Below are 22,932 nucleotides of genomic sequence, written 5' to 3'. Positions count from 1 at the left end.
CTCCGCACCTAACTCTAATCACGCTGACTGAAACACCACAGGCTCAGCAGGAGGTTTCTATGCTTTTTCACGGTAAAACCGCCCTAATCACCGGGGCATCTCGCGGCATTGGCCGCGCCATCGCCCACGCTCTGGCCCGCCAGGGCATGCAGCGCATTTTGCTGGTGGCCCGCAACGCCCAGCGCCTAGAAGAAGTTGCCGCCGAAGTGCGCCAGCTGGGGGCAGAAGCCGTTATTTTGCCTGTCGATTTGACCGACCCGATCGCCGCCAACGTGGTAATTGCCCGCGCCTGGCAGCACCACGGCCCGGTGCATCTGCTGGTCAACTGTGCCGGGGTGGCCCACCAGGCTCCGTTTTTGCAGACCACATTACCCCACGTCCAGTCTGAAATTTCCACCAATTTGATTGGCCTCTACACCGTCACCCGCCTGATTGCCCGCCGCATGGCGACCCACCGGGAGGGCTGCATTGTTAACGTGTCGAGCCTGATGGGCAAGGTGGCCGCCCCAACGATGGCCACCTACTCGGCCACTAAGTTTGCGATCGTGGGCTTTACCCAGGCGCTGCGGGGTGAACTGGCCCCCCACCGGGTGCGCGTGGTGGCGCTGCTGCCCTCGCTCACCGACACCGATATGGTGAAAGGGTTTGAGCGGTTTCGCGGGGTGCAGCCTTCGACCCCAGAGCAGGTGGCCGAGGCGCTGGTGCGGGGGCTCAACCGCGGCCAGTCTGAGATTTTAGTGGGCTGGCAGAGCCATGCGACGGTATGGGCCCAGCGCCTGGCTCCCTGGCTGGTCGATGCGATGGTGCGGCTGCTGGCTCCGGCTAGCCCGGCTAGACCCCAACAGCGCCCTATCCGCTCAACCTGAGTCGGGTTGCCGGGTGAACCAGTCCACCCGGCAGCCTGTTAGGGGTGCAGTCCTTCTTGCCCGACCTATTTTTGCCCGACCTTACTGAGACCTTACTGACGGCTAACGCAGGTCAGCACCCCCTCCATCTGCCCGGCGTTATTGCCCATTGCCCGCACCGTCAGGGATGGCTCAAACCCTGGATAGCAGCGCGTTAGCACTGTGTCGCTGCTGCGGGTGATGTACAGCACGCTGACTGGGCTGCCGTTTAAGATCGCGGGCACCAGGCGGGGTGCCTCGGCCACGGTCGCCCCGGCCGGAAACTGCCCCATCCAGCTCAGACCGATGACAATCATTGCGGCCACCAGTGAAACCCCAGCAAACATTTTGGCAAATAACCTACGCATCATCGAAACCTCGCGATAGGGTGCAGAAATAGGTGCCGGTCAACGAACCCGATCATGCCAGGGTACAACGTCAAAGCGACCTGAAGCTTAAGCCGCTGCCCTAACTCGGGTGCGGTCCCATTCAGGTGCAGCCTGAGGCTGGTTTTGCCAAGAGTTCTAGGGAGGCGCTGTTTTGCGATCGCAGGACTTGTTACCATAACTACACCAGATTCAGTACTACACCAGATCCAGAACAGTCAATAGGGTTCAGAGAACCTAGGGACAATATGGCTGAGTTAGATGATCTAAGGCGCTTGGTGCAACGGCTACAGGCCGAAAACGCTGACCTACAACAGATAGCGGCTTTGCAGCAGGTCAATCAACCGGTGCAGAACGCCCTGGGGCGATCGCCACCCTCCTTGCCCGAGGCGGTTAGCCCGTTCGAGGCCTTTATGGCCCACGCCCCGGCGATCGCTTGGATGACCGATGCCAACGGGGTGATGGGCTACGCCAACTCAGCCTGGTTAACCCTATTTGGGCTATCGGCCCAGCAGGTCATTGGCCAAACCCTAGAAGCCCTCTTTCCCCCGGCCATAGCCCAAGACTACCGGCAAAACAATCAGTGGGTGCTCGACCACCAAGCCGTTTTTGAAACCATAGAACAGGCCATCCTGCCCGACGGCACCACCCGCATCTTTTTGGTGCGCAAGTTTCCGATCTACCCAGCCGGGGCAGCGACCCGCTGGGTGGGGGGCATTGGGGTCGATATCACCGAGCTCAAGCACACCGAGGCCGCCCTGCGAAACAGCGAGGCGACTAACCGGGCCATGCTCAAAGCGATTCCTGACCTACCGCTGCGGGTCGGGTCCGACGGCACCTGCTACGACTTTCGCGCCCCAGCGAATGCTGTGGAGGGCATGTCTGTGCCGATTCGCCATCATATTTCAGAAGTCTTGCCCCCTGAGCTCTTGGCCCATCAGCTGCAGCGCATCGAGCAAGCGTTAGCCACCGGCACCCTACAAGTTTGGGAGCGTCAGTTTGAGAAATACGGCAAAATGCTCTACGAAGAGGTGCGTCTCATCCGCTGCGGGGACGATGAATGCCTGGCGATTGTGCGCGATATTAGCGATCGCAAAGCCGTTGAGCTAGCGCTAAAAACCAAGACCGAAGAGCTAGAGCGCTTTTTCTCTGTCGTCTTAGATCTGCTCTGCATTTCCGACACAGAAGGCTATTTCCACCGTCTCAACCACGCCTGGGAAAAGATTTTGGGCTATCCGCTAGCGGTTTTAGAAAACGCCCGATCTTTAGACTATGTGCATCCCGAAGACCTAGACAGCACCCTAGAGAGCATCGCAAAGCTCAATCGGCAGCAGGAGATTATTAACTTTGTCAATCGCTACCGCTGTCAGGATGGGTCTTACCGCTGGTTGGAGTGGCGGGCGGTGCCTGTGGGTGACCAGGTCTATGCCACAGCCCGAGACATCACCCTCAGACGACAGGCAGAGCTGGAGCTAGAGTCAACGAAGCTCCAGCTAACGGGGGTACTAGATAGCTCCCTCGACGGCATTATGGCTTTTCAATCCGTGCGCAACGAGGCGGACACCCTTGTCGATTTTGAGTGGTTGCTGAGCAACCCTGCCGCCTGCGAACTGGTGGGTCGCACCGCCGAGTATCTGGTGGGCAAACGCCTGCTCGAAGAAATGCCGGGCAATCGAACCGATGGCTTGTTTGATCTCTACGTAGACGTCGTCAGCTCTGGAGACGCGCTGCAGCGGCAGTTTCACTACACCCACGACGGCCTGTCCACCTGGTTTGAGATTGGCGCGGTCAAACTGGGGGATGGGTTTGCGGTTACCTTCCGCAATATTACCCCCCTGAAACAAGTAGCCCAGGCCCTTCAGCAGGCCAATCAACAGCTTGAAACTCGCGTTGCAGAGCTAGATCAGCGCAATAGAGAAATGCAGCTGTTGGGAGAAATGAGTGATTTCTTACAGGCTTGCATCACAAAGGAAGAAGCCTATCAGGCGCTGCCAAACCTGATTGAGCCGCTATTTCCCGACAGCATGGGGGGGATTTTCATCATCGACAACTCCCGCGATCGGGTTGAAAATATTGCAGCTTGGGGAGATCATCTGGAGTCGTTCCCGGAATTTAGCCCTCAGGACTGCTGGGCATTGCGGCGGGGACGATTGTATCAAGTCGGCCCCAACTTCATAGGTCTGCGGTGCAGCCACAACAAGACCCACGCTATTTCGACCAATACCCTTTGTATTCCTCTGCTAGCTCAGGGCGATACCTTAGGACTATTTTACCTCAGTATATTAGAGCTACCCCAGCCAATACAACAGCTGGCCCGCACTGTAGCCGAGCAGCTCTCGCTGGCGCTGGCCAACCTGCATCTGCGCGAAACCCTTCAGCAGCAGAGCATTAGAGACCCACTGACCAGACTGTTTAATCGCCGCTACTTAGAAGAAACGCTGACCCGAGAGGTGCAGCGAGCCCAACGCCAGCACCACACAATTGGCGTAATTATGCTCGATATTGACCATTTCAAGCAGTTCAACGACACCTATGGCCACGATGCGGGCGATCGCGTCTTAGAAACCGTTGGGCAACTCCTCCGTGAAAGCGTGCGCGGCTCAGATGTGGCCTGCCGCTACGGTGGCGAAGAGATGATTCTGATTTTGCCCGTGTCACCGCCGGAGGCCACCCTGACACGGGCTGAAGAGATTCGCCAGGCTCTGAGCCTGCTTCAGATCAGCTACAGCGGCCTGATGCTCAATTCGCTGTCGGCTTCGCTGGGGGTGGCCAGCTTTCCCGACCACGGCCTGCGCGCTGGCGATGTCTTGAAAGCTGCCGACGACGCCCTCTACCAGGCCAAGGCTCAGGGACGTAATCGAGTGGTGGTCGCAACAGTGCCTGCCATAAAAGTGGCTGATGAGGCCAGTGGGCCTCTACCCAGAGATATATCCTGAAAGTACGGGAAGGATAGGTAAATAGTAGGTATCAGGTACTACCTCATGCCGACTCGGTAGTGCGTTTTACAGAGTATTTAGGGACTATATGGCACAGGCAGCAGTGAAGCGATTGGCATCGAGTTCGTTGGCCCTAGGGACGCTCCTGGCGGGGATGGCGGCGATCGCCCCCGCTCGATTGACACCCTTGGCGGCGGCTCCCGCCCTGGCGCAGTCCACCGTGGATGAAGCCACCACGATTCGAGTCTACGATCAGGTGAGCCCAGCGGTGGTGGCCGTCAACACCCGCGATGGCGGCGGCAGCGGCAGCATTGTCGACGCCAGCGGGCTAATTCTCACCAACGCCCACGTGGTCGGCACTGAGCGCGTCGTCACGGTGCGCCTGTCTGATGGCCGCAGCTTCCAGGGCGATGTGGTGGGCTACGGCCAAGACCGGCTCGACCTGGCGGCAGTGCGCCTGCGGGGCAACCCCACCGGCCTGCCCACCGTGACGCTAGCCCCCCCCAACTCGGTGCGAGTGGGGCAGAGCGCCTTTGCCATTGGCAGCCCCTTTGGGTTAGAGGGCACTCTCACCGTGGGCATTGTCAGCCGCATTGACCGCGATCGCAATGTCATTCAAACCGATGCCGCCATTAACCCCGGCAACTCGGGCGGCCCCCTGCTCAACAGTGCCGGGCAGGTGATTGGCGTCAACACCTCGATCTTTACCACCGGTAGCGGTGGCGGCAGTGTGGGCATTGGCTTTGCCATCCCCACCGACGCGGTACAGACGTTTTTGGCCTCGGTGCGATCGGGCACGGCTACGGCCTCAGCCCCCGCCGATCGCACCCGCCGCGAACCCACGTCTATCGCCCTGGGCGCATCGGTACAGGGCCAGCTCAACAACACCAGCAATGTGCTGCCCGACGGCAGCTTCTACAACCCCTACCGGTTTGAGGGGCAGGCGGGGCAAACCGTCACCATTGCCATGAATAGCCAGGAGGTTGACCCCTACCTGATTTTGCTAGCCCCCGATCACGAAGACTTTTCCATTCAGGATGACGACAGCGGTGGCGATCGCAGCGCCCGCATCTCGGTGCAACTGCCCTACACCGGGTCTTACATTATTTTGGCCAACAGCTATGGCCAGGGCGAGTCAGGGCGCTACCAGCTTCAGCTCAGCCAGACGGGGGGCGGTCAGGGTGGCCCAACCCCGAACGCCCCGAACGGTGCGGTACTGCGGCAGCAGGGTAATCTGGGACCAGGCGATCGCACCCTGCAAGATGGCTCCTACTACCAAGAATTTAGCTTTTCGGGTCGGGCCGGGCAGTCGGTGCGCCTGCGGCTAGAGAGCCCCGACTTCGACACCTACCTGATTTTGCTCGACGAAGGCCGCAACCGCCTCGCCGAAAACGACGATGCCAACCCCAACAACACCAATTCTGAAATAGCGGTCACACTGCCCCGCAACGGTACCTACTCGGTGCTGGTCAACAGCTACCAAGCAGGCGGGCAGGGGCGATTTCTGCTGACGGTGGAGTAGGCGCTGAGGGAGTTTGGGATTGGCGAAAGGGGGGTGGGTTGGCAGGTTGAAAGGTTTGAGAGTCGCAAGGTTTGGACTTGTCAACCTGCTAACCTGTCAACGTTCCACTCTTCCTTCTCGACCGACAAACTGCCCCCTACAGCGAATGAACGTTCCTCACTCCGCTTAGTTCTTTATCTAAGGCTGCGCGGTACGATCGCCAGCCGCCGTAGGCCGAAATCTCGCGCTGACCTTCACACAGTACGGGTTCGCCCAGTACCCCCAGCACCGTTTCGCCCGTGGCTAGGGGCACTTTGCCGATGCTCAGCCCCGGTGGCTCTTGCAGCAGCACCTGCACCAGCCCATCGGGGGGTACTTGCCATACCTCCAGCACCACGGCGATGCCGCCATCGCTGACTCGCACCATGGCAGGGTGCACGTCGTTGATCGACCACAGGCGGTAGCTAGGGGTAGTGGCCGCCTCGTAGAGGAACTCTGCCCCAGCGTTGAGCAAGTTTGGGTTAAGTTCAAGCCCCCGCATTAGGGTGCCGTTGACCGCTAGTTTGATTCCCTCCGCCATGGTGGCGCACTCCCCCAGTATTGAATAGTGTTGATAGGCTGTGATGAACTGATTCACTGTAGCCTGCACCGATTCTTCAGATTTAGCTGGAAAGGGCCGGGCTGTCGCGATAGCATAGAATTAACACATGAATTTTTGTAACGCCCTTGGCTTCTGCCCTACAGCCCATCATTGACCCGGCGGTGCCCAGCGACTGGCACGCCCTTGCCCCCCGCTGGCAGGCCGGGCAGCCCACGGTACAAAAGGGTCTGCCCCACGACCAGCTTGCCCCCGCCTGGCAAATTTTACTGTTGGGGGATGGTTCACCCACCCGCCACTTGCAGCTGCTGACGCGCGATCGCACCGAGGTCGATGTCATCGACATGACCCCCGTGGGTATGGATCTTGACGGTGCCCCCGACATTATTCGCGTAGTGCCCGGCCCTCGCCTGCGCCGCCAGGTGTGGCTGCGCACCGCCTCGGGCCAGCGCCTCGCCTACGCCGCCTCCTGGTGGGAGGCCAGCCATGTCGATGAATATCTGCAAAATAAGTCGCTGCCCATCTGGGCCAGCCTGGCTCGCCTACGCACTGAGCTCTACCGCGACATCCAGGGCCTCTACTACGGCGATTCACCAGCCCTAGAGGAAGCCTTTGGCCAAGCCGGGCCATTCTGGGGCCGCCACTACCTGTTTTGGCACCGGGGCAAACCGTTGACGCTGATTTACGAAGTGTTTTCGCCCTACCTGACCCGCTACCTGGGGCCGATGCAGAGCGGGCCAACTCTGTAGAATTTTGGATTTTAGATTTTGGATTGGCGATTTGGGGTGGCTGGTTAGGATGTTGGATCGGCGATTCGGCTGGCTGGTTGGTTCTTAATTGCTTGGGTCAGTCAGGCCAATCTGACCAAAATCCAAAATCGCCAATCCAAAATCCCCTAGGCCCAGTCTCCACCGCCATTTCCCGGAGAGGGCGGCAAATAATTTGGCATGCCCGGTTCCGAAAACGCATCTTGGTAGGGGCGGGCCGATTCGACCCAGACCTGGGTGCGGAGGGGGCCGTAGCGCTGGCGCAGCTGGGCGTCGATCTGTTCGCCAATGGTTTCTGCCGATTCTACAAACTCGGGGTGCAGCACCAGGTGAATTTCGACCCAGACCTGGCGGCCCACCATGCCTCGGGAGCGAATGCGGGTGCAGCGGGTGACGCCCTCCACCTGGGTGGCAATGTGGGAAATGGCTTCGGGGGCGATCGCCGTCGGGCGCAGCAGCATTGGCAGCTGTTCGTTGAGCACTCGCCATAGGCTGCGACCTACCAGGGGCAGCAGCACTAGGGCAAAGACCGGGTCGAGCCAGCGCTGCCCCTGCCAGATCGCTAACAGCACCCCGACCATGACAATGCTCAGCCAGGCATCGGCTAAGAAGTGGCGCGTGTTGAGCTTGAGGGCCTGGCTGCTGAGGCTGCGGGCCTGGTAGCTGGCGTAAATGCCCAGGGCCACATTGAGAATCACCATCGCCGCCGTAAACCGCAGCACCGCCGGGTCAATCGCGACGGGAAAGGGAATCGCACCCCCTGTGAACCCGCTAAACACCTGGCGCAGGGCAATAAACATCAGGCTAACCCCGGTAAAGCCTAAAAAAGCGCACAAAATTAGGGTGCCTGCCACCTCGGCGCGCCCGTGGCCCCACACCTCGCGGCCCATCTGCCGCTGGGGCGACGTCACCGCCACCAAACTGAGCACGGTGCTAAACCCGTCTATCAGGGTGTGCAAAGACTCGGCCAGCAAGGTTAACGACTGGTTGGCCCACCCGCCAATGGCCTGCACCGCCAGCAGCAGCAGGGTTGCCCACAGGGTCGTCAACAACAGGCGGTAGCTAATGCGGCGTTGGTACTCGCCCTCGTTCATGGGCCACCGGGCTCAAGGTCTGGGCTCAATGGTACTGCAAGGGGCGGTTCTGCAATCGGTTAAGTGCGGTGGCTAGAGCAGTCGCAGTTGCTGGGCTGTTTCCTCAAGCACCAGGCTGTCCAGGTCAGTTAGGTCTATGTCAACAGTATCGAGGGGCAGATCCACCTCAGTTTCGTCGGCCATGAGGGCGGCGGCGGCGGCCATCATGCCCTCGGCCAGATCGCTGAGGTCGTCGCGGTTGGCCAGGTAGGTGCCCAGGGCCGCCAGCGGGTCGAGGGTGCTGTCGGTGCCCAGTTCGGGCAGGCGGCTGCGGTTGGTTTGGGCCTTTAGCTCGGGCTGAAGGGTGTAGGTGTGGGCGTCGGCCAAGACGATTTCTAGGGCAGACTGGTCGATCTGGTCCACCTGGTCGGTGCGCAGGGTGTAGAGGCAGCGCACCACGGCATCGGTGATGTCGGCCTTGGCGATCGCCCGCTCCAGCCCCGTCTGAGGATTTTCGACCCCAGTGAGATCGACTTGGATAGTTTTGAAGGGGCGCACGGGCAGGGGGCAAAACTCGGCCTTGGTATTTTCTTTACTCACCTGAACCAAGAGATAGCCCTTCGCTTCGGCTTCTTCGCTAAAGTCAACCCGTTCAATGCTGCCGGGGTAGATCATCAGGGGCTGTTCGCAGAGCACCTGGTAGCGGTGCACATGGCCCAGAGCCACGTAGTCAAAGCAGGGGCGGGCCAGCATTGCCATAGGAATGTTGAAGCCCCGCCCGGTGGCCAAAAATCGCTCAGCCCCGTAGGTGGCGGTATCGACCATGGCATGGGCCAGCAAAATCGCGGGAATCGCGGGGTCGAGGCGGCGAATTTCGCCTTCTAGGGCCACCCGCAGGCGATCGAGCAGCAGCTCGTTGACCTGGGCCATGGAGAGCCCCTCGGTTTCGGGGCGGGTAAGCAGGGTCGATTTGGTCAGCCAGGGCAGGGTGACCACCTGCACCGGGCCATTGCGGGTGTCGATGCGGTGGGTTTCGAGGCGATCGCCCACCACCACCTCCGGCACGCCCAGGGTTCTGTAGATCGACAGGCTGGCGCCGCCCATGCCCTGGGCATGCTGGTCGTGGTTGCCCACCAGCAGCACCGTGGGGATACCCGCTGCCGACAGCCGACAAAACTGGCGGGCCAGGGCCTGCTGCACCAGCGGCGGCGGCGTGGCATCGGGAAAAGCATCGCCGCCAAACAGCACCAGATCGACCGACTCGGCCAGGGCGCGATCGATGCAGCGGGTGAGGGCGGCGATGAAGTCTTCTAAGCGGGTGTTGAGGCCGGTTTCGGGGTTGAGGCGACCGTGGGCAAACCCGCTGCCCATATGGATGTCGGAGAGGTGGAGAAGGGTGATCATGGGGTCATGATAGCGCCGACAGGATAGATGCCAATGGCGAGTTGAATTCCCTGCTGAATGCGCTGGAGCGATCGCGGGTCTATGCTGCCGTAGGGGCCTTGCTCTAGATAGGTTTTGCGAACGGCAAGCACATGGTCGCAGGTGGCTAGAGAGTCTGTCTCTAAGCCCCCTTCTCCGGCGATGAGCAAGATGCGGGTCGGCGTTTCGCCGCTGCGGGTATCGCTGGTGAAGGGCACCACCAGCACGGTTTGGCTAAGTTCGTTACGCAGATTGATGGAAACCACCACCGCTGGCCGCTTTTTCGTATCGCCTAGGTTACAGATGGCTTTGATCAGATAAATTTGGCCTTGTAGGGGGTAGGGCTGAGCCATCGCTCAGAGCCCCTCATGCCCTAGGGTTTCGTCAAGCTGGTGGTGAGCAAATTCGGCCCACTGCCTTTCGTGCTCTAGGTCAGGCTGGCTTTGAGTTTGATAATACTGCCGCAGCTGGTCGTTGATGTTTTGAATGTGCCAGAGTCGCAGGGCTGCTTCGATCACCGCTGAACGGTTGTTGGAGACCTGATCGATCGCATCCAACAGATCGGCATCAATGATGACTGAAACTCGGCGCTTATGCGGTGGGGTAGCCATTGCTGAGCACACGTTGAGTGTGAGCATACATATTACTCATTATGCTCCGTAGATCGATCTCTGGTTGGTGAATCCTCTTGGGGGTCGCCAACCAGAAATTTCCCATTTGCCAAAACCCCGTCGTTAGCCGCCGAGGATAAACAGGCCCAGCATAGTGGCGCTATTCCAGGCGCTGTGGAGCACCATGGGGGAGATCAGGGTGCGCGATCGCGTGTACACAAACCCCAAAATTGCCCCCAGCAGCGTCAGGGGCAGCACCTCCGACAGGCTGAGGTGGGCAGCGGCAAAGATCAGGGCGCTGAGGGCGATCGCCCAGCCCACCGACACATAGCGGGTCAGCGAGGGCAGCAAAAAGCCGCGAAACAGAAATTCCTCAAAGATGGGCGCGGCGATCGCCGCCGTCAGAAAGAACACCAGCAGCGCCACGCCGTCCTGCTCTTCGAGCACCGTTTGCAGCAGCGGATTGCTGCCGCCCTGCCCCTGCCAAATTTTCTGGTTGAGCAGCGCCACCCCAAACATCAGTGGCACAGCGACAAAGTAGCCCCCCAGCCCCCACAGCAGCCCAGATCCCGACGGCTTCAGGCTAAACATCTCCTTCGGCACCGGGCGGTAGGGGCGAATCGACCACCACAGCACCGCCAAAGACCCCGCTGCCATCAGCAGGTAGTAGACCAGCGAAAAAATCGCCCGCCCTCGGCTGCTGAGGCTGCCGCTGCTAAAGCCCAACCCGCCCAGCACCAGAGGCAGCAAAATTTGCCCCACAAAGAAAAAGCCGACAATCAGCACCTGCCAGATGATTTCGCCCGTCCAGGGAATTTCCCAGCCGCGCCCGGCGTTTTGGCGAAGCACCGACTGGCTGCCCCGCAGCACCCGCTGGGCTACCAGCCAAATAATCAATCCCACGCCGACGATCGCCCCCAGGGCTGGCAGCGCGCCCACCAGAGCCAGCTTGACCAATTTGGCTTGGGCGGTCGTTTGCTCCTGGGTCTGAATCTGGATGCGATCGCCCTCTCGACCTTCTACCCCGTAGAGCTGGTCGAGGGCGCGGTACTTAAACCAGCCGTTGAGCGCCTGCCCCAGCCAGGCCTCATCCTCGGGGAGCACGTCGCCGTCTTGCCAAAGGCGAATCAGGGTATCGGCGGTGCGCACCGCCGGGGCAAGGGCGGTGTCGCTGTCGCGCACCTGCTGCCAGCGCTCCAGGGCGGCCTCGGGCTGGCCCTGGTAGGCATCCATTAAACCCAGCCGCAGATCGAGGCGGTGAATCAGCGCCTGCTGCTGGTCGAGGGCGGTTTGCAGCCGTCGGGCCAGGGGCTTGCCCGCGTTGGTTTCATCCGCCAAGGAATCGGCGGGAGCGGGCTGCGATTCGCGAAGCGATCCCTGGGGGAATCGCCAGCGGTCCATGCCCTCAACGGCCCCCTCCCGCACCTCTTCGTACTGCTGTTTGGCATTGGCCACAGGGTCTTTGCCCAGCAAGCCCTCGCGAATAACCGGCCACTGGTCTTCGGGCAACCCCTCCCCCTTCCAGGCGCTGCCCTCTAGCAGCAGATCGGTTTGGTAGAGCTGAAGCTGGCTCGCCACCTGGGGTTCGTTCCAACTGCTCAGCAGCGATTGCACCAGTACTAGCCCCACCAGGGCCGTCACAATAATCAAAAAAAGCCGCTTCAGCGAAAGCCAGGGCTGCATTGAGTCAGATTCAGGGGTCATGGGCAGGCGGTTAAAAGGTCAGTAGCGAAAAACACTACCCTCCCATTATTCCACTGGGTTTGACTTCGGGTGGGGTCTCAGGCAGCAGGCGGCTCTCTCAGCTAGGGCGGCTGGCTACTCCTGCGATCGCTTCGGCCAGCCGCGTTTCACCAAAATCAGCCAAAACAGCAGCACTCCCGCCGCGATCAGCGCCATCCAGCGAATGGCCGGGATATCGCCTTGGCGCACGGCGATCGCCACAAATGCCCAGATGAAGACCAAAGTAAAAGCGATATCGCCGCGCTGATAGATCACCACCTCTGCGATGACAGCGGCCACCACAATCATCGCCACCGTCCAGGTCACCGACGAAATGCCCCAGCCGCCCCAGCTCGATGCATAGAGAGCCGAGGCCACATTGACGATGGTGGCCACCGCAATCCAGCCCAGGTAGAGGCTAAAGGGAATGTGCGCCATCCAGCGGCGGCGGCGAGACACCCGATGGCCCAGCGCCGGTCGTTGGCCATCGAGACCGATATGCAGCGTCAAGTAAATGCCAATCAGAGGAATCAAAATGCCCAGCATGGCCAAAATCGACCAGCCAAACTGTTGGAGAGAAAATAGCCAAATCCAGAGCGTCTGGGCCACGCAGGCCACAATCAGCAGCTTGTTCACTCGCTGGAGCTGAGGCTCTCGCCGCCGCTCGGGGTGAAACTGATAAATTCCGTAGGCAAACAGCCCCAGGTAGATAATTCCCCAGATGGCAAAGGCGTAGTTGGCGGGCGTAATCAACACCCCCTCCAGAATCGTGTTGGCGATCTGACCCACGTTTTGTCCCCCCGGCGGGAAGCGGTTGAAGAGGGTGTTGAACACCACCGCAGCTACGATCGCGATCGCCGTAGCCACCGCCAGACCAGTGCCCGAGTTGGCGCGATTAGAGGGGGTATCCATAGGGGAAAAATGGTAATCGTAGCCCTATCCTCCCCTGAGGAGCGTCAAAACGCCACTATCCCCAGTGAGAGCCAGCGGTTAAATTACCACCAGCCTACTCATCGTCTAGCAGATCTTCGGCATCGTCCTCGGGCTCTTCAACCGTGACCGGGGCACCGTTGATGGCGAGTTTTTCGCGCACCTCGGCCTCTACCTTGGCGGCAAAGGCAGCGTCTTCAATCAGGCGCTGCACCGTGTTGTCGCGGCCCTGGCCGACGTTGTCGCCGCCGTAGCTGTACCAGGCCCCCTTGCGGACAATCACGCCGGTTTGCTCGGCCAGATCTACCAAGCAGCCCATGGTCGAAATACCCTGGCCGAAGAGAATGTCGAACTCGGCAATGCGAAAGGGCGGGGCCACTTTATTTTTGGCCACCTTGACCTTGGCGCGAATACCGTACTCTTCGGTGCCCTTTTTGAGGGTTTGAATGCGGCGAATGTCGAGGCGTACCGAGGCGTAAAACTTGAGCGCATTTCCCCCCGTAGTAACCTCGGGGTTGCCGTAGGAGATGCCGATTTTCTGCCGCAGCTGGTTTAAGAAGATTACTGTACACTGCGACTTACCAATGCTGCCGGTGATTTTGCGCAGCGCCTGGCTCATCAGGCGGGCCTGCAAGCCCACGTGGGTATCGCCCATTTCACCCTCAATTTCGGCGCGGGGCACCAGGGCCGCTACCGAGTCAATTACCACCACATCGACGGCGGCGGAGCGCACCAGCTGATCGACCACCTCCAGACCCATTTCGCCCGTGTCGGGCTGCGAGACGAGCAGCTCGTCGATATTGACCCCCAGCGCTTTGGCGTAGACCGGGTCGAGGGCGTGCTCAGCATCGACAAAGGCCGCGACGCCGCCAGATTTCTGCACTTCCGCCAGGGCGTGGAGGGCGATGGTAGTTTTGCCAGAGCTTTCGGGGCCATAGATTTCGATTACTCGGCCCTTGGGCAGACCGCCGCCCAGGGCCAGATCTAGCGTTAGCGCGCCGGTAGGGATGGTTTCGACCGTCATACGGCTGGCTTCGCCCAGGCGCATGATTGCCCCTTTGCCAAAGTTGCGCTCGATCTGGCTAAGCACCATGGTCAGAGCTTTTTGCTTTTCGGAGCCTGCGTTACTTTTAGATGCCATAGCTACCTGGGGTGAATCGGGTGAGCGGAATGGGATGGGCCTGGAGCAAGGGCCGGGAAGATGACCTTAGTAAACCCCACTTCAGCCTAGAAGGGTAGTGCCCCCTGGGGAAAAAGCGCTGTAGTGAAACTGAGCCATGACTTTACCTGAGGAGGCATTGTCTTCGCTCAATTAGTATAGTACACTTGAACCAAATTAAGCCGCCCTGGTGGGTAAATCAGGGAATTGGCTTACCCATAGGGTCACGCTCAGCAGGGCGGCACAAACACAGGGTTTCACAGGCTGAAGGGGTCAATACCGATGGATAACAGTCGTTTAATTCATGTGTCGGTATTTCCTGGCTGGGTGGCTGGGGTGACCTATCACCAGGGGCTAGGGTACCGCTGCTGGGTAATCAACCCCGAGATGGCGGTGCTCAACGATGGCGAGGTCTACCCCAGCAGCGAAGAGGCGATCGCCGCTGGGCGACTTTTCATTCACCACTCCATTGGGGCCGAGCCCGACCGGGGCAGTAGGGGATAATCGGCAGGGCGTTCTCCCCAAGAGAGAACGCTACCCGACTCGGAGAACCCCATGGAATATGTTCTGGCCCAGGTGGGGGTGGCGGTGTTTGCCATCTCTGGGGTGCTGTCGGCGACCCGGCAGCGCCTCGATATTTTTAGCATTGTGGTGGTGGGGCTGCTGACGGCGATCGGCGGCGGCACCCTGCGGGATGTGATTCTCGATGTGCCGGTGTTTTGGCTTGAGGATTTGACCGCCTTTTGGGTAGCCATGGCGACCTCGGCGGCGACCTTTATCGGCATTCGCCTGATTCTCAAGCTGCCGCTGCGCCTGCTGTCGTATATGGATGCCATGGGGGTGGCTCTGTTTGCGGTGCAGGCGATCGACAAAACCCTGGCCTTTGGGCATCCCGCCGCCGTAGCGGTCGTCATGGGGCTTGTGACCAGTATTGCCGGAGGGATTATTCGCGATGTGGTTACGCACCGGTCCACGCTGCTCTTGTCGCGGGAGTTGTACGCGACGCCGATTGTGCTGGGGGGGATTCTCTATGTGATGCTGCTGCATCTGATGCCGTCGCCCTTCTGCCGATTGATTGCTATGGGGGTGATTTTTGGTGTACGCGCGATCGCCATTCGCTGGCAGCTATTTTTACCCCTGCGGCTCACCCTCAAAATTGATCTCGATGGTAAAAAGCGTTAGCTCCGAAGGCTGGCGTTCTACGCAACTTGATCCATGCAACTTGATCCAACCGGTCTTGTCACCCGAGGATATTTGTGTAGAGCAACGGCTACAGGCGGAGTGCAGGTTACATTTCGCCCTGTAGCCCCAGTTGAAGCAGGCGGTAGCTGCGGGGCGTTTGCCCCGTCCAGCGCTTAAAGGCGCGATGAAAGGCGCTGGGTTCAGAAAACCCCAGCAGAAAAGCCATGTCGTGCATTGAGACAGCGGAATTTTGCATATACCGCAGGGCCAGGTCCCGGCGAGTTTCATTGAGCAATCGTTGAAAGGAGGTACCTTCGCTGTGCAATTCGCGCTGGAGCTGGCGGGTGCTGAGGTTGAGGGTGCGGGCGATCGCCTCCAGGGTGGGCACATCTCCGGTCAGGTGCTGCACAATGGCCTGCCCCACGGTTTTGGCGTAGCGGTTGCCCTGAATCGCCAGCATGGCCGTGGCGTGCTGCTCAAAGAGCGCTAGCAGGGTGGCGTTTGCCGATTTCACCGGCCAGGCTAGGCGATCGACGGTAAACATCAGCCGATTGATGGGCTGCGCAAACTGCACCGGAGCTTGAAAGATGCGATCGTGCTCGGCCCAGCTCGCTGGCTGCGGGTGCTGAAACCAAACGGCGGTGGGGCTGAGCCCCTGGCCCGTGAGCTGCCGGGTAGCGGTGAGTAGCGCCGAAAAAGTGCTTTCGATCGGGTGGCGCGGCTCGTCAAGCAGATAGTTTTTGACATCTCCCAAAATGGCGCAGTCGCATTGAACCAGCCCCCCAGCGACCGTGTGAGAAATGGCCACGCCCTGGCTAAACAGGTGGGTATAGCGCGCCAGTTTGTCGAGGGCTTGCCCGTAGGTTTGGCAGTTGAGCAGCACGTAGCCCACAATGCCGATCGCCGCCAGGTCAAAGGCTTCGCCAATGTGCAGGCCCAGGTCAGGATCGCTGGTCTGCACCACCGCCGCGCGCCACAGCGCTTGCAGCACTGTGCCCGAGATTGGGCGATCGGGGTCATCTAGCCAGGTTGGATCGATTCCGGCTGCCGCACAGAGGCGATCGGCCTCGCCGCCCTGGGCCGCCACGTACTGCACAATGTCTCGCACGATGGCCCCAGAGAACTTAACCTCTTGCATACCCAGCTGCCCTTTGCATTGAACTTGGAATTCAATCTGTCGTTTTCAGTCAGTGTCTTGGCGCGACGCGTCAATCGATCGCGCTGGGGCTGCCCGTACCGTTGAGGTACACCGGCAGATTTGCCCAGCGGGCCAGTGCTGCCCCTAGCGGACAAGTCCTTTGGCCCAGCTACTGCGCTCTATTTACCTTAGTCGCTTGGCGATCGCGGTTCTATTCACTGTTCTCATGGCCAACACCTGGCTCATCCAGCAGGCGCTACGCCCCTGACGAATTCTTTCTACACGAATACTACTTAAGAGGCGCTATGAATCGTTTACAGCTCGTTCGCACTACCGGCAGCTTTCTGATTGGGCTGGTGGTGATGTCCAACATTCCCTACCTGCGCTTGATCCAGACCTTTGGGTACGACGACATTTTGCGCGAGCCGGTGGACTACGTTTTGGCTCAGTTTCAGGCCGGGGGCACAGCGCTGATTCTCACCTGGTTTGTGTTTGGGCTGGCGGCGCTGCTGCTGATTCCGGCCAGTCTGCTGCTGCATCAGGTGGTCGATCGCCCCAGCACTCCCTACCTGGGGGCCGCCACCACGATGGGGGCGCTGTCGGGCCTCTTGCAGGCGATCGGGCTGATGCGCTGGGTGTTTGTCGTACCGGTTTTGGCCGAGCTGCAAACAAATCCAGCCACCGATGAGGCGACTCGCGCGGCGGTGGGCGTAGCCTACCGGGTGGTGCACCAGTACGGCGGGGTGATAATTGGTGAACAGCTGGGCCAGCTACTCCTGGTCGGGTGGACAGTGGGGTTGGGGTTGGCGATCATTCATTCTCCCCTGTTCAAACCCTGGATTGGTTGGTGGGGGCTGCTGACTGCGCCGCTGCTGCTGCTGGGGCAGAGTGAGCTGCTGGCCACCGTGATCCCCAACCTGCCGGTGATTGAGAGCACCCCCATGGGCTTCATACTGTGGGAGGTTTGGCTACTGCTGGTGGGGTTGTCCCTACTGCGAGTGCCATCGAAACGATTGGTAACAGACCCATTCCACCCCCTGTAGGCAACACCATGGGAATTCATTCATTCAGACCGTTCTTGGCCCGGCAGTTGGGCGATCCGTCGGGATGGTTTGGGCGACTCTTGCTGAAATTTCTCAACCGCCGCAATGCCACCCTCAATGACCTGGTTTTGGAGACTTTACAGCTTCAGCCGGGCGATCGCCTGCTTGAAGTTGGGTTCGGCGGCGGCGACTTGATCGACAAACTGGTGGCGACAGGCAAACCGTCGCAGGTGGTGGGGGTAGAGCGATCGCCCGACGCCATCGAGATCTGCAAGCGCCGTTTTCAACCCCTGATTGACCAGGGCAGGGTCGAACTTCACCAGGCCAGCGCCGAGGCCTTACCCTTTGCCACTCAGCAGTTCAGCCAGGTTTGCACCGTCAACACCCTATATTTTTGGGCCAATGCACCCCAGGTGCTGGGCGAATGTTACCGGGTGCTCCAGCCCGGCGGGCGCTTGGTGATTGGCTATGCGTCAAAGGCATATCTAGAAAGGCAGGGGCTAACCCAGCAAGGGTTTAGCGCCTACGAGACATCCGAGGTTGAAGCACTGCTGCATGCAGCGGGCTTTACGGCAATCAGCACCAGGGGCGACCAGCGCGATCGCCCTTCAGAAATCTTCTGCACCAGCGGAGCCGTACCGTCATAATGCTCAGAGCCCCAATCCTGCCGCTCTACGTCCTGGCTACATTCTTCCTGGCTAAACTGAGAACAACCCCCCTACCGCCCTAGCCATGCAAAATACCGCTCTGGCACCCCTGGTCGAACACATTACCCAGCAGCTTGGCACCCTCTCGGAAGCGGAACTGCACACCATCCAAGATTTTGTCGATTATTTGATCTGGAAGCACCACGGCGACGCTGGGCAGCCCCTGGCCAAGCGATCTGCCGAAGCGCGCGCGATCGATCGCATCGGTGACCTCGACGACCCCAGCCAATGGGTGACAGTCATCGAAGAGGGCGAAGAGGTGGATGAGGACGCGCTCAACCGTTGGTTAAAAGCCCGTGGCTACCAAGATTAGATACAAGGTTCAGCTGCATCGGGGGGTGACCCAGCAGGATTTGCTCGATCTGCCTGCACTGCTGCGGGAAGATTTGCCCCGCTACCAACAGATTCTCTCCTTAGACCCCTACAAAACCCGCAAGGTGCCCAGTCATGGCCTAAAGGGAGAACTGGCGGGCTATCGCGCACTGGAAATTGACTGGAACAGACTGGCCTATCGCCTGGTCTATCGCGTCTATGACACGCCTGCCCCGAGGCGCTTGCTGGTGCTGAGTTTTGCCGAGCATGACCCGGCTTACGAGAGGGCGATCGCCCGTAAAGGCAATTAGGTATAGTCAGCGCTGGTTGTGCAATGTCGGTACCAGTATCCAAGCACAGCCCAAATGAGTTAGACCGAGCGATCCGTGAGCCATAATGGGGCCAGATTTGGCAAATTGTCTGCATGGCTGACCTTCCCCACCGCACTAATTCCCTGGCCTGGCAAATTCGCCAGGGAGCGCAGAACGTGGGGGAATGGTTTGAGTACCAGTTTTCTCAAGTCGATATTGACCAGCCCGAGGTGCCCGACTGGGGCTGGTTAGGCCCAGTGGCCGAGGGGCTGTTTTGGCTGGCGATCGCCGCCCTGGCCCTCTGGACAGGCTGGCTGCTCTACCGCGCTATCCTGGCCTACCTCGACTACCGGCAGCGGCGGGTGAAGTCAGGTGCGATCCAGTTCTCAGCGCCCACCGAAGCTGCCCTTAAGCAGGCGGCCCACTGGTGGCGCGAGGCCCAGCGCCTGGCCCAGCAGGGCGACTACGCTGGAGCCTGCCAAGCGCTCTATATGGCGGGTCTAGCGCGGCTCAACGATACCGAGCGGGTGCTCTACCGCGCCAGCCGCACCGATGGCGAATACCTCGACTGCATCGCCGCCGACCCCAGCCGCCCCTACGAACTGCTGATTCGCACCCACGAACGCCTTACCTACGGCGAGGCCTTGGCAACGGAGGAAACCTACCAGCGCTGCCGCCGCGCCTACCAGGAGATCGCCCAGTCGTGACGCGATCGCTCCCCTTCAACCGCCGCACCTTGATTTTGGCATTGCTGGCCCTGGCGCTGCTGCTGGGGCTGATGCTGGTGACGGCTCCGGCCACCAGCTATTCAGACAGTGGCTCGACCTGGCATCGGGGGCCAGCGGGCTACAGCGCCTGGTATGAATCCCTAGAGCAGCAGGGCGTCACCGTGCAGCGCTGGCAGCGCCCGGTAGACGATTTAATCGAGCAGTTAGGGGAGGTAGAAGAATCCACCGTTACCCTAATTCAAAATCCAGCGGCCATCCCAGAAACGCTGGTAGCGGTGCTGCCGGGGTTTATCGACGAGCCAGGCCTGTCGGCCCTGCTGCCCTGGATGCCCGACTGGATAGAAGCCGGGCATCGGCTGGTGGTGCTGGGCGTTAAGTTTCCAGCGACAGCGGCCCCCTTCTCTCAAACCCTAACCAGCGAAGCTGGCCCAGTCAAAATTGACACCCGCCGCCGCTACAGCCAGGGGCCAAACCTGGGCGTTGCCCTCGAAGACGAGTATGGCGCAGTGGTCTGGCAACAGGTGTTTGGATCCGGGGAGGTGACGATGGCTGCCACGCCCTACCTGGCTGCCAATGCTTACCTAAACGAGCCGGGAAATTTTGCCTTGCTGACGGAGCTGGTTACCAGCTCAGGCGGTCGGGTGTGGGTGGATGAGTACCTGCATGGGTATCGGGATCAGGAGGCGATCGCCACAGAGGTCGGCGGCGGCAGCTGGCTCAACTACCTGGCTCGCACACCCCTGGCCATTGTGGTGCTTCAAGCCCTAGCGGTAATGCTGCTGGCGCTGCTGGCGCTCAACCACCGGCTGGGCCAGCGGCACACCCTGCCAGCCCCTCAGGTAGACAACAGCCGGGCCTACATTCAGGCTCTGGCCGGGGTACTGCACAAGGCGGGTAGCCACGACTTTGTGGTGCAGACCCTGAGCCAGGCCGAGCGCATTCGGCTGCAAAAATCGCTGGGGCTGGGCAACACGCTGCTGCCCGTGGAGCAACTGCAAGCGGCCTGGGATGCTCAGCCTACCCTGCCCACCACTGACCTAGCGGCAATTCTGAATCCCCCCATCCCCAAAGGCGAAGGCCAGCTGCGCGACTGGCTCAAGCGGTTACAATCCCTTCATTACCCCGGCAACACCACAGGAGACACTAGCGGGCCATGACCGAGCGACCCAGTGAGCGCCAGAATGGGCGTCAGAATGACCTACAGGGGGCGATCGCCCGCATTGGCAACACCCTCAGCGGCGTGGTAGTAGGCCAAGAGCCCCTGGTGCAAGAGCTGTTGGTGGCCCTGCTGGCGGGGGGGCACGTCATTCTTGAAGGGGTGCCCGGCACCGGCAAAACCCTCATGGTGCGCGCCCTGTCGCGGCTGATCCAGGCCGATTTTGGCCGCATTCAGCTCACCCCCGACATTCTGCCGTCGGATATTTCGGGCACCAACGTCTTTGACCTCACCAGTCGCACCTTCACCCTCAAAAAAGGCCCGGTGTTCACCCAGGTGCTCCTCGCCGACGAAATCAACCGCACCCCGCCCAAAACCCAGTCGGCCCTGCTCGAAGCCATGGAAGAACAGCAGGTGACGCTGGATGGCACCAGCCATCCTTTACCCGATCTCTTTTGGGTGGTGGCGACGCAGAACCCGCTGGAGTTTGAGGGCACCTACCCCCTGCCCGAAGCCCAGCTCGATCGCTTCCTCTTTAAGCTCGTGGTCGGCTACCCGGCCCCAGCGGCAGAGAAGCAGATGCTGCTGAATGCCCAGGGCGGGTTCGAGGCTAAGCGATTGGATGTGGGTCAGCTCAAACCCGTCGTTGCTGATAAACATATTCTCGCCGCCCGTCAGGCCGTCAAAGCCATACCCGTGCAGGAAACCATTCTCGACTACCTGCTGGCCCTGGCCCACAAAACCCGCCAGCACGCTGACCTGGAGCTGGGCACCTCCCCCCGCGCCACGGTGCAGTGGCTGGCCGCCAGCAAAGCCCACGCCTGGATCAACGGGCAAGAATTTGTCACGCCAGACAATGTGAAGGCCGTAGCCATGCCGCTGCTGCGTCACCGACTGATACTGGCGGCAGAGGCGCAATTGGATGGGTTGAATTGCGATCGCGTCATCCAGGGCGTGCTCGACAGCGTGGCGGTGCCCCGCTAATGGCAATCATCCCCACCGGTCGCACCTATGGACTGCTGCTGGGGGGCGGGTTGGTCGTCACCCTGCTCACCAACTTTTTCGACACCCCCAACCGACTCACCATTGCTCTCCTGGCCTTGCTGCTGTTCGATGGTGCAGTGCTCGCCGCGATGTTTTGGGATGGGTTGCGAGTCAAAGCCCGTCGGGTGACGATCAAGCGGGATCCATTGCACCGTCTGTCGATCGGACGCGACAATCCGATTTCGCTCCATGGGGAAGCTTCCACCCCCGTTCGACTGCGCCTGTTCGACAACTACCCCACCGCCTTCGACGGCACCCCCATGCCCCTGGCGATTTTCCTCAGCGGCAAAGAGCCCGAAACTCTCACCTTTACCGTCAACCCCAAGCAGCGGGGCGAATATCCCTGGGGCGACCTCCAGATTCAGCAGCGCAGTCCCCTAGGGCTGGCCTGGGCCGATTGGCAAGTTCCCGCTGCCGAAACCGTCGCTGTGTACCCCGACCTGATTGGCCTCAACCAGCTTTCGGTCAAACTCGCCCTCCAGGCCACTGGCACCCTCAAGCAAAAGCGCCGCATGGGCGTGGGCACTGAGTTTGCCGAGCTGCGCGAATACGGCACCGGCGACGACCTCCGCTTTGTTGACTGGAAGGCCACCGCCCGCCTCAGCCAGCCCCTGGTGCGGGTGCTGGAGCCTGAGCGCGAGCAAACATTGCTGATCCTTTTAGATCGCGGTCGATTGATGACCGCCCAGGTGCAAGGACTTAACCGCTTCGACTGGGGCATGAATGCGGCGCTGTCGCTGGCGTTGGCGGGGGTGAGTCGGGGCGATCGCGTCGGCTTAGGGGTATTCGATCGCACCCTCCACACCTGGATTCCCCCCAAGGGCGGGCGGGCCAACTTTCAGCAGATGATCGATCGCCTCACCCCGATCCAGCCCGTGCTCGAAGAATCAGACTACCTGGCCGCCGCCACCCAAGCCGCCCAGCAGCAGCACCGCCGCTCCCTGGTGGTGCTCATCACCGACATTGTGGATGAAACCGCTAGCGCCGAACTGCTCTCGGCCCTGGCCCGCCTGCGTCCTCGCCATCTGCCCTTTTGTATTACGCTGCGGGATCCGGCGATCGATCGCCAGGCTCACCAACCCACCGCCGAAGCCGATGCCGCCTACCAGCGAGCCGTTGCCCTGGACTTGCTCAGCCAGCGTGAGGCAGCCTTTGCTCGCTTGAAAAGGCGCGGTGTGCTGGTGCTCGATGCCCCTGCCCACCAGATCTCAGAACCTCTCGTGGAGAGCTACCTGCGGATCAAGAGCCAGGGCAAACTGTAGGGCTCAGCGCATCTTTGAGCAATGGCCTACCATCAAAAGAATAGCTGTAGCCAATTTGTT

General features: G+C 60.5%; 24 protein-coding genes. 14 read left to right on the top strand and 10 right to left on the bottom strand.

Annotated elements, in window-relative coordinates; genetic code table 11:
• Positions 1–59: 59 nt before the first annotated feature.
• Positions 60–866 (top strand): SDR family NAD(P)-dependent oxidoreductase, encoded by an 807-nt coding sequence (locus VB780_RS16190; RefSeq protein ID WP_323352201.1) that lies wholly within the window; start codon positions 60–62, stop codon positions 864–866.
• 92 nt (positions 867–958) lie between these two features.
• On the opposite strand, the gene VB780_RS16185 is transcribed toward VB780_RS16190, so the two are convergent.
• Entirely contained in the window at positions 959–1,255 is a 297-nt protein-coding gene (locus tag VB780_RS16185; protein WP_323352200.1) for a hypothetical protein, read from the bottom strand.
• A 263-nt stretch (positions 1,256–1,518) separates the two neighbouring features.
• Between VB780_RS16185 and VB780_RS16180 the strand changes: the two genes are divergently transcribed.
• Together VB780_RS16180 and VB780_RS16175 are read left to right on the top strand one after the other, a co-directional pair.
• Entirely contained in the window at positions 1,519–4,206 is a 2,688-nt protein-coding gene (locus tag VB780_RS16180; protein WP_323352199.1) for a diguanylate cyclase, read from the top strand.
• A gap of 112 nt (positions 4,207–4,318) precedes the next feature.
• Positions 4,319–5,728 (top strand): trypsin-like peptidase domain-containing protein, encoded by a 1,410-nt coding sequence (locus VB780_RS16175; RefSeq protein ID WP_323352198.1) that lies wholly within the window; start codon positions 4,319–4,321, stop codon positions 5,726–5,728.
• A gap of 136 nt (positions 5,729–5,864) precedes the next feature.
• Here VB780_RS16175 and VB780_RS16170 read toward each other — a convergent pair whose 3' ends face one another.
• Positions 5,865–6,287 carry a glutamyl-tRNA amidotransferase gene (locus tag VB780_RS16170; protein WP_323352197.1) on the bottom strand — a complete coding sequence of 141 codons (423 nt, stop codon included), beginning with the start codon at positions 6,285–6,287 and terminating at the stop codon, positions 5,865–5,867.
• A gap of 146 nt (positions 6,288–6,433) precedes the next feature.
• On the opposite strand from VB780_RS16170, the gene VB780_RS16165 reads away from it, so the two are divergent.
• Positions 6,434–7,054 (top strand): chorismate lyase, encoded by a 621-nt coding sequence (locus VB780_RS16165; protein WP_323352196.1) that lies wholly within the window; start codon positions 6,434–6,436, stop codon positions 7,052–7,054.
• Between the two features lie 146 nt (positions 7,055–7,200).
• Here the strand turns inward: VB780_RS16165 and VB780_RS16160 are convergent, their stop codons facing one another.
• The 7 genes from VB780_RS16160 to recA form a co-directional block, all read right to left on the bottom strand.
• On the bottom strand, positions 7,201–8,166 hold the full coding sequence (locus VB780_RS16160) for a cation diffusion facilitator family transporter (protein WP_323352195.1): 966 nt from the start codon (positions 8,164–8,166) through the stop codon (positions 7,201–7,203).
• Positions 8,167–8,238: 72 nt separating this feature from the next.
• Entirely contained in the window at positions 8,239–9,549 is a 1,311-nt protein-coding gene (gene sbcD / locus VB780_RS16155) for an exonuclease subunit SbcD (protein WP_323352194.1), read from the bottom strand.
• The gene (locus VB780_RS16150; protein ID WP_323352193.1) at positions 9,546–9,920 is read right to left on the bottom strand and encodes a type II toxin-antitoxin system PemK/MazF family toxin; all 375 of its coding nucleotides are present in this window, start codon (positions 9,918–9,920) and stop codon (positions 9,546–9,548) included. The genes sbcD and VB780_RS16150 overlap by 4 nt, the downstream gene beginning before the upstream one ends.
• 3 nt (positions 9,921–9,923) lie before the next feature.
• On the bottom strand, positions 9,924–10,178 hold the full coding sequence (locus VB780_RS16145) for a ribbon-helix-helix domain-containing protein (protein WP_323352192.1): 255 nt from the start codon (positions 10,176–10,178) through the stop codon (positions 9,924–9,926).
• Positions 10,179–10,301: 123 nt separating this feature from the next.
• Complete coding sequence (locus VB780_RS16140) at positions 10,302–11,882, bottom strand: type II CAAX endopeptidase family protein (RefSeq protein ID WP_323352191.1); 1,581 nt, start codon at positions 11,880–11,882, stop codon at positions 10,302–10,304.
• A 114-nt stretch (positions 11,883–11,996) separates the two neighbouring features.
• Complete coding sequence (locus tag VB780_RS16135; RefSeq protein WP_323352190.1) at positions 11,997–12,812, bottom strand: tryptophan-rich sensory protein; 816 nt, start codon at positions 12,810–12,812, stop codon at positions 11,997–11,999.
• A gap of 94 nt (positions 12,813–12,906) precedes the next feature.
• Positions 12,907–13,971, bottom strand: coding sequence for a recombinase RecA (recA, locus tag VB780_RS16130; protein WP_323352189.1), 1,065 nt, complete (start codon positions 13,969–13,971; stop codon positions 12,907–12,909).
• Between the two features lie 300 nt (positions 13,972–14,271).
• Between recA and VB780_RS16125 the strand changes: the two genes are divergently transcribed.
• Together VB780_RS16125 and VB780_RS16120 are read left to right on the top strand one after the other, a co-directional pair.
• The gene (locus tag VB780_RS16125; protein WP_323352188.1) at positions 14,272–14,493 is read left to right on the top strand and encodes a hypothetical protein; all 222 of its coding nucleotides are present in this window, start codon (positions 14,272–14,274) and stop codon (positions 14,491–14,493) included.
• 51 nt (positions 14,494–14,544) lie between these two features.
• Positions 14,545–15,171 carry a trimeric intracellular cation channel family protein gene (locus VB780_RS16120; protein WP_323352187.1) on the top strand — a complete coding sequence of 209 codons (627 nt, stop codon included), beginning with the start codon at positions 14,545–14,547 and terminating at the stop codon, positions 15,169–15,171.
• Between the two features lie 106 nt (positions 15,172–15,277).
• Here the strand turns inward: VB780_RS16120 and VB780_RS16115 are convergent, their stop codons facing one another.
• Entirely contained in the window at positions 15,278–16,309 is a 1,032-nt protein-coding gene (locus tag VB780_RS16115; RefSeq protein WP_323352186.1) for an AraC family transcriptional regulator, read from the bottom strand.
• Positions 16,310–16,614: 305 nt separating this feature from the next.
• Here VB780_RS16115 and VB780_RS16110 point away from each other — a divergent pair, with 305 nt between their 5' ends.
• The 8 genes from VB780_RS16110 (at position 16,615) to VB780_RS16075 (ending at position 22,872) form a co-directional block, all read left to right on the top strand.
• Positions 16,615–17,352: a DUF4386 domain-containing protein gene (locus VB780_RS16110; RefSeq protein ID WP_323352185.1), complete on the top strand. Its 738-nt coding sequence runs from the start codon at positions 16,615–16,617 to the stop codon at positions 17,350–17,352.
• 8 nt (positions 17,353–17,360) lie between these two features.
• Positions 17,361–17,999 (top strand): class I SAM-dependent methyltransferase, encoded by a 639-nt coding sequence (locus VB780_RS16105; protein WP_323352184.1) that lies wholly within the window; start codon positions 17,361–17,363, stop codon positions 17,997–17,999.
• Between the two features lie 85 nt (positions 18,000–18,084).
• Positions 18,085–18,372, top strand: coding sequence for a hypothetical protein (locus tag VB780_RS16100; protein ID WP_323352183.1), 288 nt, complete (start codon positions 18,085–18,087; stop codon positions 18,370–18,372).
• A complete protein-coding gene (locus VB780_RS16095; RefSeq protein WP_323352182.1) occupies positions 18,356–18,682 on the top strand; it encodes a hypothetical protein in 327 nt (108 codons plus the stop codon). Before VB780_RS16100 ends, VB780_RS16095 begins: the two co-directional genes overlap by 17 nt.
• 113 nt (positions 18,683–18,795) lie before the next feature.
• Positions 18,796–19,389, top strand: coding sequence for a DUF4129 domain-containing protein (locus tag VB780_RS16090; protein WP_323352181.1), 594 nt, complete (start codon positions 18,796–18,798; stop codon positions 19,387–19,389).
• Positions 19,386–20,567: a DUF4350 domain-containing protein gene (locus VB780_RS16085; RefSeq protein WP_323352180.1), complete on the top strand. Its 1,182-nt coding sequence runs from the start codon at positions 19,386–19,388 to the stop codon at positions 20,565–20,567. Before VB780_RS16090 ends, VB780_RS16085 begins: the two co-directional genes overlap by 4 nt.
• Positions 20,564–21,550, top strand: a complete 987-nt coding sequence (locus tag VB780_RS16080; protein WP_323352179.1) for a MoxR family ATPase — start codon at positions 20,564–20,566, stop codon at positions 21,548–21,550. Before VB780_RS16085 ends, VB780_RS16080 begins: the two co-directional genes overlap by 4 nt.
• Positions 21,550–22,872, top strand: a complete 1,323-nt coding sequence (locus tag VB780_RS16075) for a DUF58 domain-containing protein (RefSeq protein ID WP_323352178.1) — start codon at positions 21,550–21,552, stop codon at positions 22,870–22,872. Before VB780_RS16080 ends, VB780_RS16075 begins: the two co-directional genes overlap by 1 nt.
• Positions 22,873–22,932: the final 60 nt, after the last annotated feature.

The sequence above is a fragment of the Leptolyngbya sp. CCNP1308 genome, from assembly GCF_034932455.1.
Taxonomy (GTDB): Bacteria; Cyanobacteriota; Cyanobacteriia; order Phormidesmidales; family Phormidesmidaceae; genus Nodosilinea.
Note: the sequence above shows the minus strand (reverse complement) of the source record. Positions and strands in the feature narration are given on the sequence as shown.

Excerpts from the sequence above, each read along its gene's own strand:
- VB780_RS16190 (WP_323352201.1), top strand. The coding sequence starts at position 60 with ATGCTTTTTCACGGTAAAACCGCCCTAATCACCGGGGCATCTCGCGGC.
- VB780_RS16185 (WP_323352200.1), bottom strand. The coding sequence starts at position 1,255 with ATGATGCGTAGGTTATTTGCCAAAATGTTTGCTGGGGTTTCACTGGTG.
- VB780_RS16180 (WP_323352199.1), top strand. The coding sequence starts at position 1,519 with ATGGCTGAGTTAGATGATCTAAGGCGCTTGGTGCAACGGCTACAGGCC.
- VB780_RS16170 (WP_323352197.1), bottom strand. The coding sequence starts at position 6,287 with ATGGCGGAGGGAATCAAACTAGCGGTCAACGGCACCCTAATGCGGGGG.
- VB780_RS16160 (WP_323352195.1), bottom strand. The coding sequence starts at position 8,166 with ATGAACGAGGGCGAGTACCAACGCCGCATTAGCTACCGCCTGTTGTTG.
- sbcD (WP_323352194.1), bottom strand. The coding sequence starts at position 9,549 with ATGATCACCCTTCTCCACCTCTCCGACATCCATATGGGCAGCGGGTTT.
- VB780_RS16150 (WP_323352193.1), bottom strand. The coding sequence starts at position 9,920 with ATGGCTCAGCCCTACCCCCTACAAGGCCAAATTTATCTGATCAAAGCC.
- VB780_RS16145 (WP_323352192.1), bottom strand. The coding sequence starts at position 10,178 with ATGGCTACCCCACCGCATAAGCGCCGAGTTTCAGTCATCATTGATGCC.
- VB780_RS16140 (WP_323352191.1), bottom strand. The coding sequence starts at position 11,882 with ATGACCCCTGAATCTGACTCAATGCAGCCCTGGCTTTCGCTGAAGCGG.
- VB780_RS16135 (WP_323352190.1), bottom strand. The coding sequence starts at position 12,812 with ATGGATACCCCCTCTAATCGCGCCAACTCGGGCACTGGTCTGGCGGTG.
- recA (WP_323352189.1), bottom strand. The coding sequence starts at position 13,971 with ATGGCATCTAAAAGTAACGCAGGCTCCGAAAAGCAAAAAGCTCTGACC.
- VB780_RS16125 (WP_323352188.1), top strand. The coding sequence starts at position 14,272 with ATGGATAACAGTCGTTTAATTCATGTGTCGGTATTTCCTGGCTGGGTG.
- VB780_RS16120 (WP_323352187.1), top strand. The coding sequence starts at position 14,545 with ATGGAATATGTTCTGGCCCAGGTGGGGGTGGCGGTGTTTGCCATCTCT.
- VB780_RS16115 (WP_323352186.1), bottom strand. The coding sequence starts at position 16,309 with ATGCAAGAGGTTAAGTTCTCTGGGGCCATCGTGCGAGACATTGTGCAG.
- VB780_RS16110 (WP_323352185.1), top strand. The coding sequence starts at position 16,615 with ATGAATCGTTTACAGCTCGTTCGCACTACCGGCAGCTTTCTGATTGGG.
- VB780_RS16105 (WP_323352184.1), top strand. The coding sequence starts at position 17,361 with ATGGGAATTCATTCATTCAGACCGTTCTTGGCCCGGCAGTTGGGCGAT.
- VB780_RS16100 (WP_323352183.1), top strand. The coding sequence starts at position 18,085 with ATGCAAAATACCGCTCTGGCACCCCTGGTCGAACACATTACCCAGCAG.
- VB780_RS16090 (WP_323352181.1), top strand. The coding sequence starts at position 18,796 with ATGGCTGACCTTCCCCACCGCACTAATTCCCTGGCCTGGCAAATTCGC.
- VB780_RS16080 (WP_323352179.1), top strand. The coding sequence starts at position 20,564 with ATGACCGAGCGACCCAGTGAGCGCCAGAATGGGCGTCAGAATGACCTA.
- VB780_RS16075 (WP_323352178.1), top strand. The coding sequence starts at position 21,550 with ATGGCAATCATCCCCACCGGTCGCACCTATGGACTGCTGCTGGGGGGC.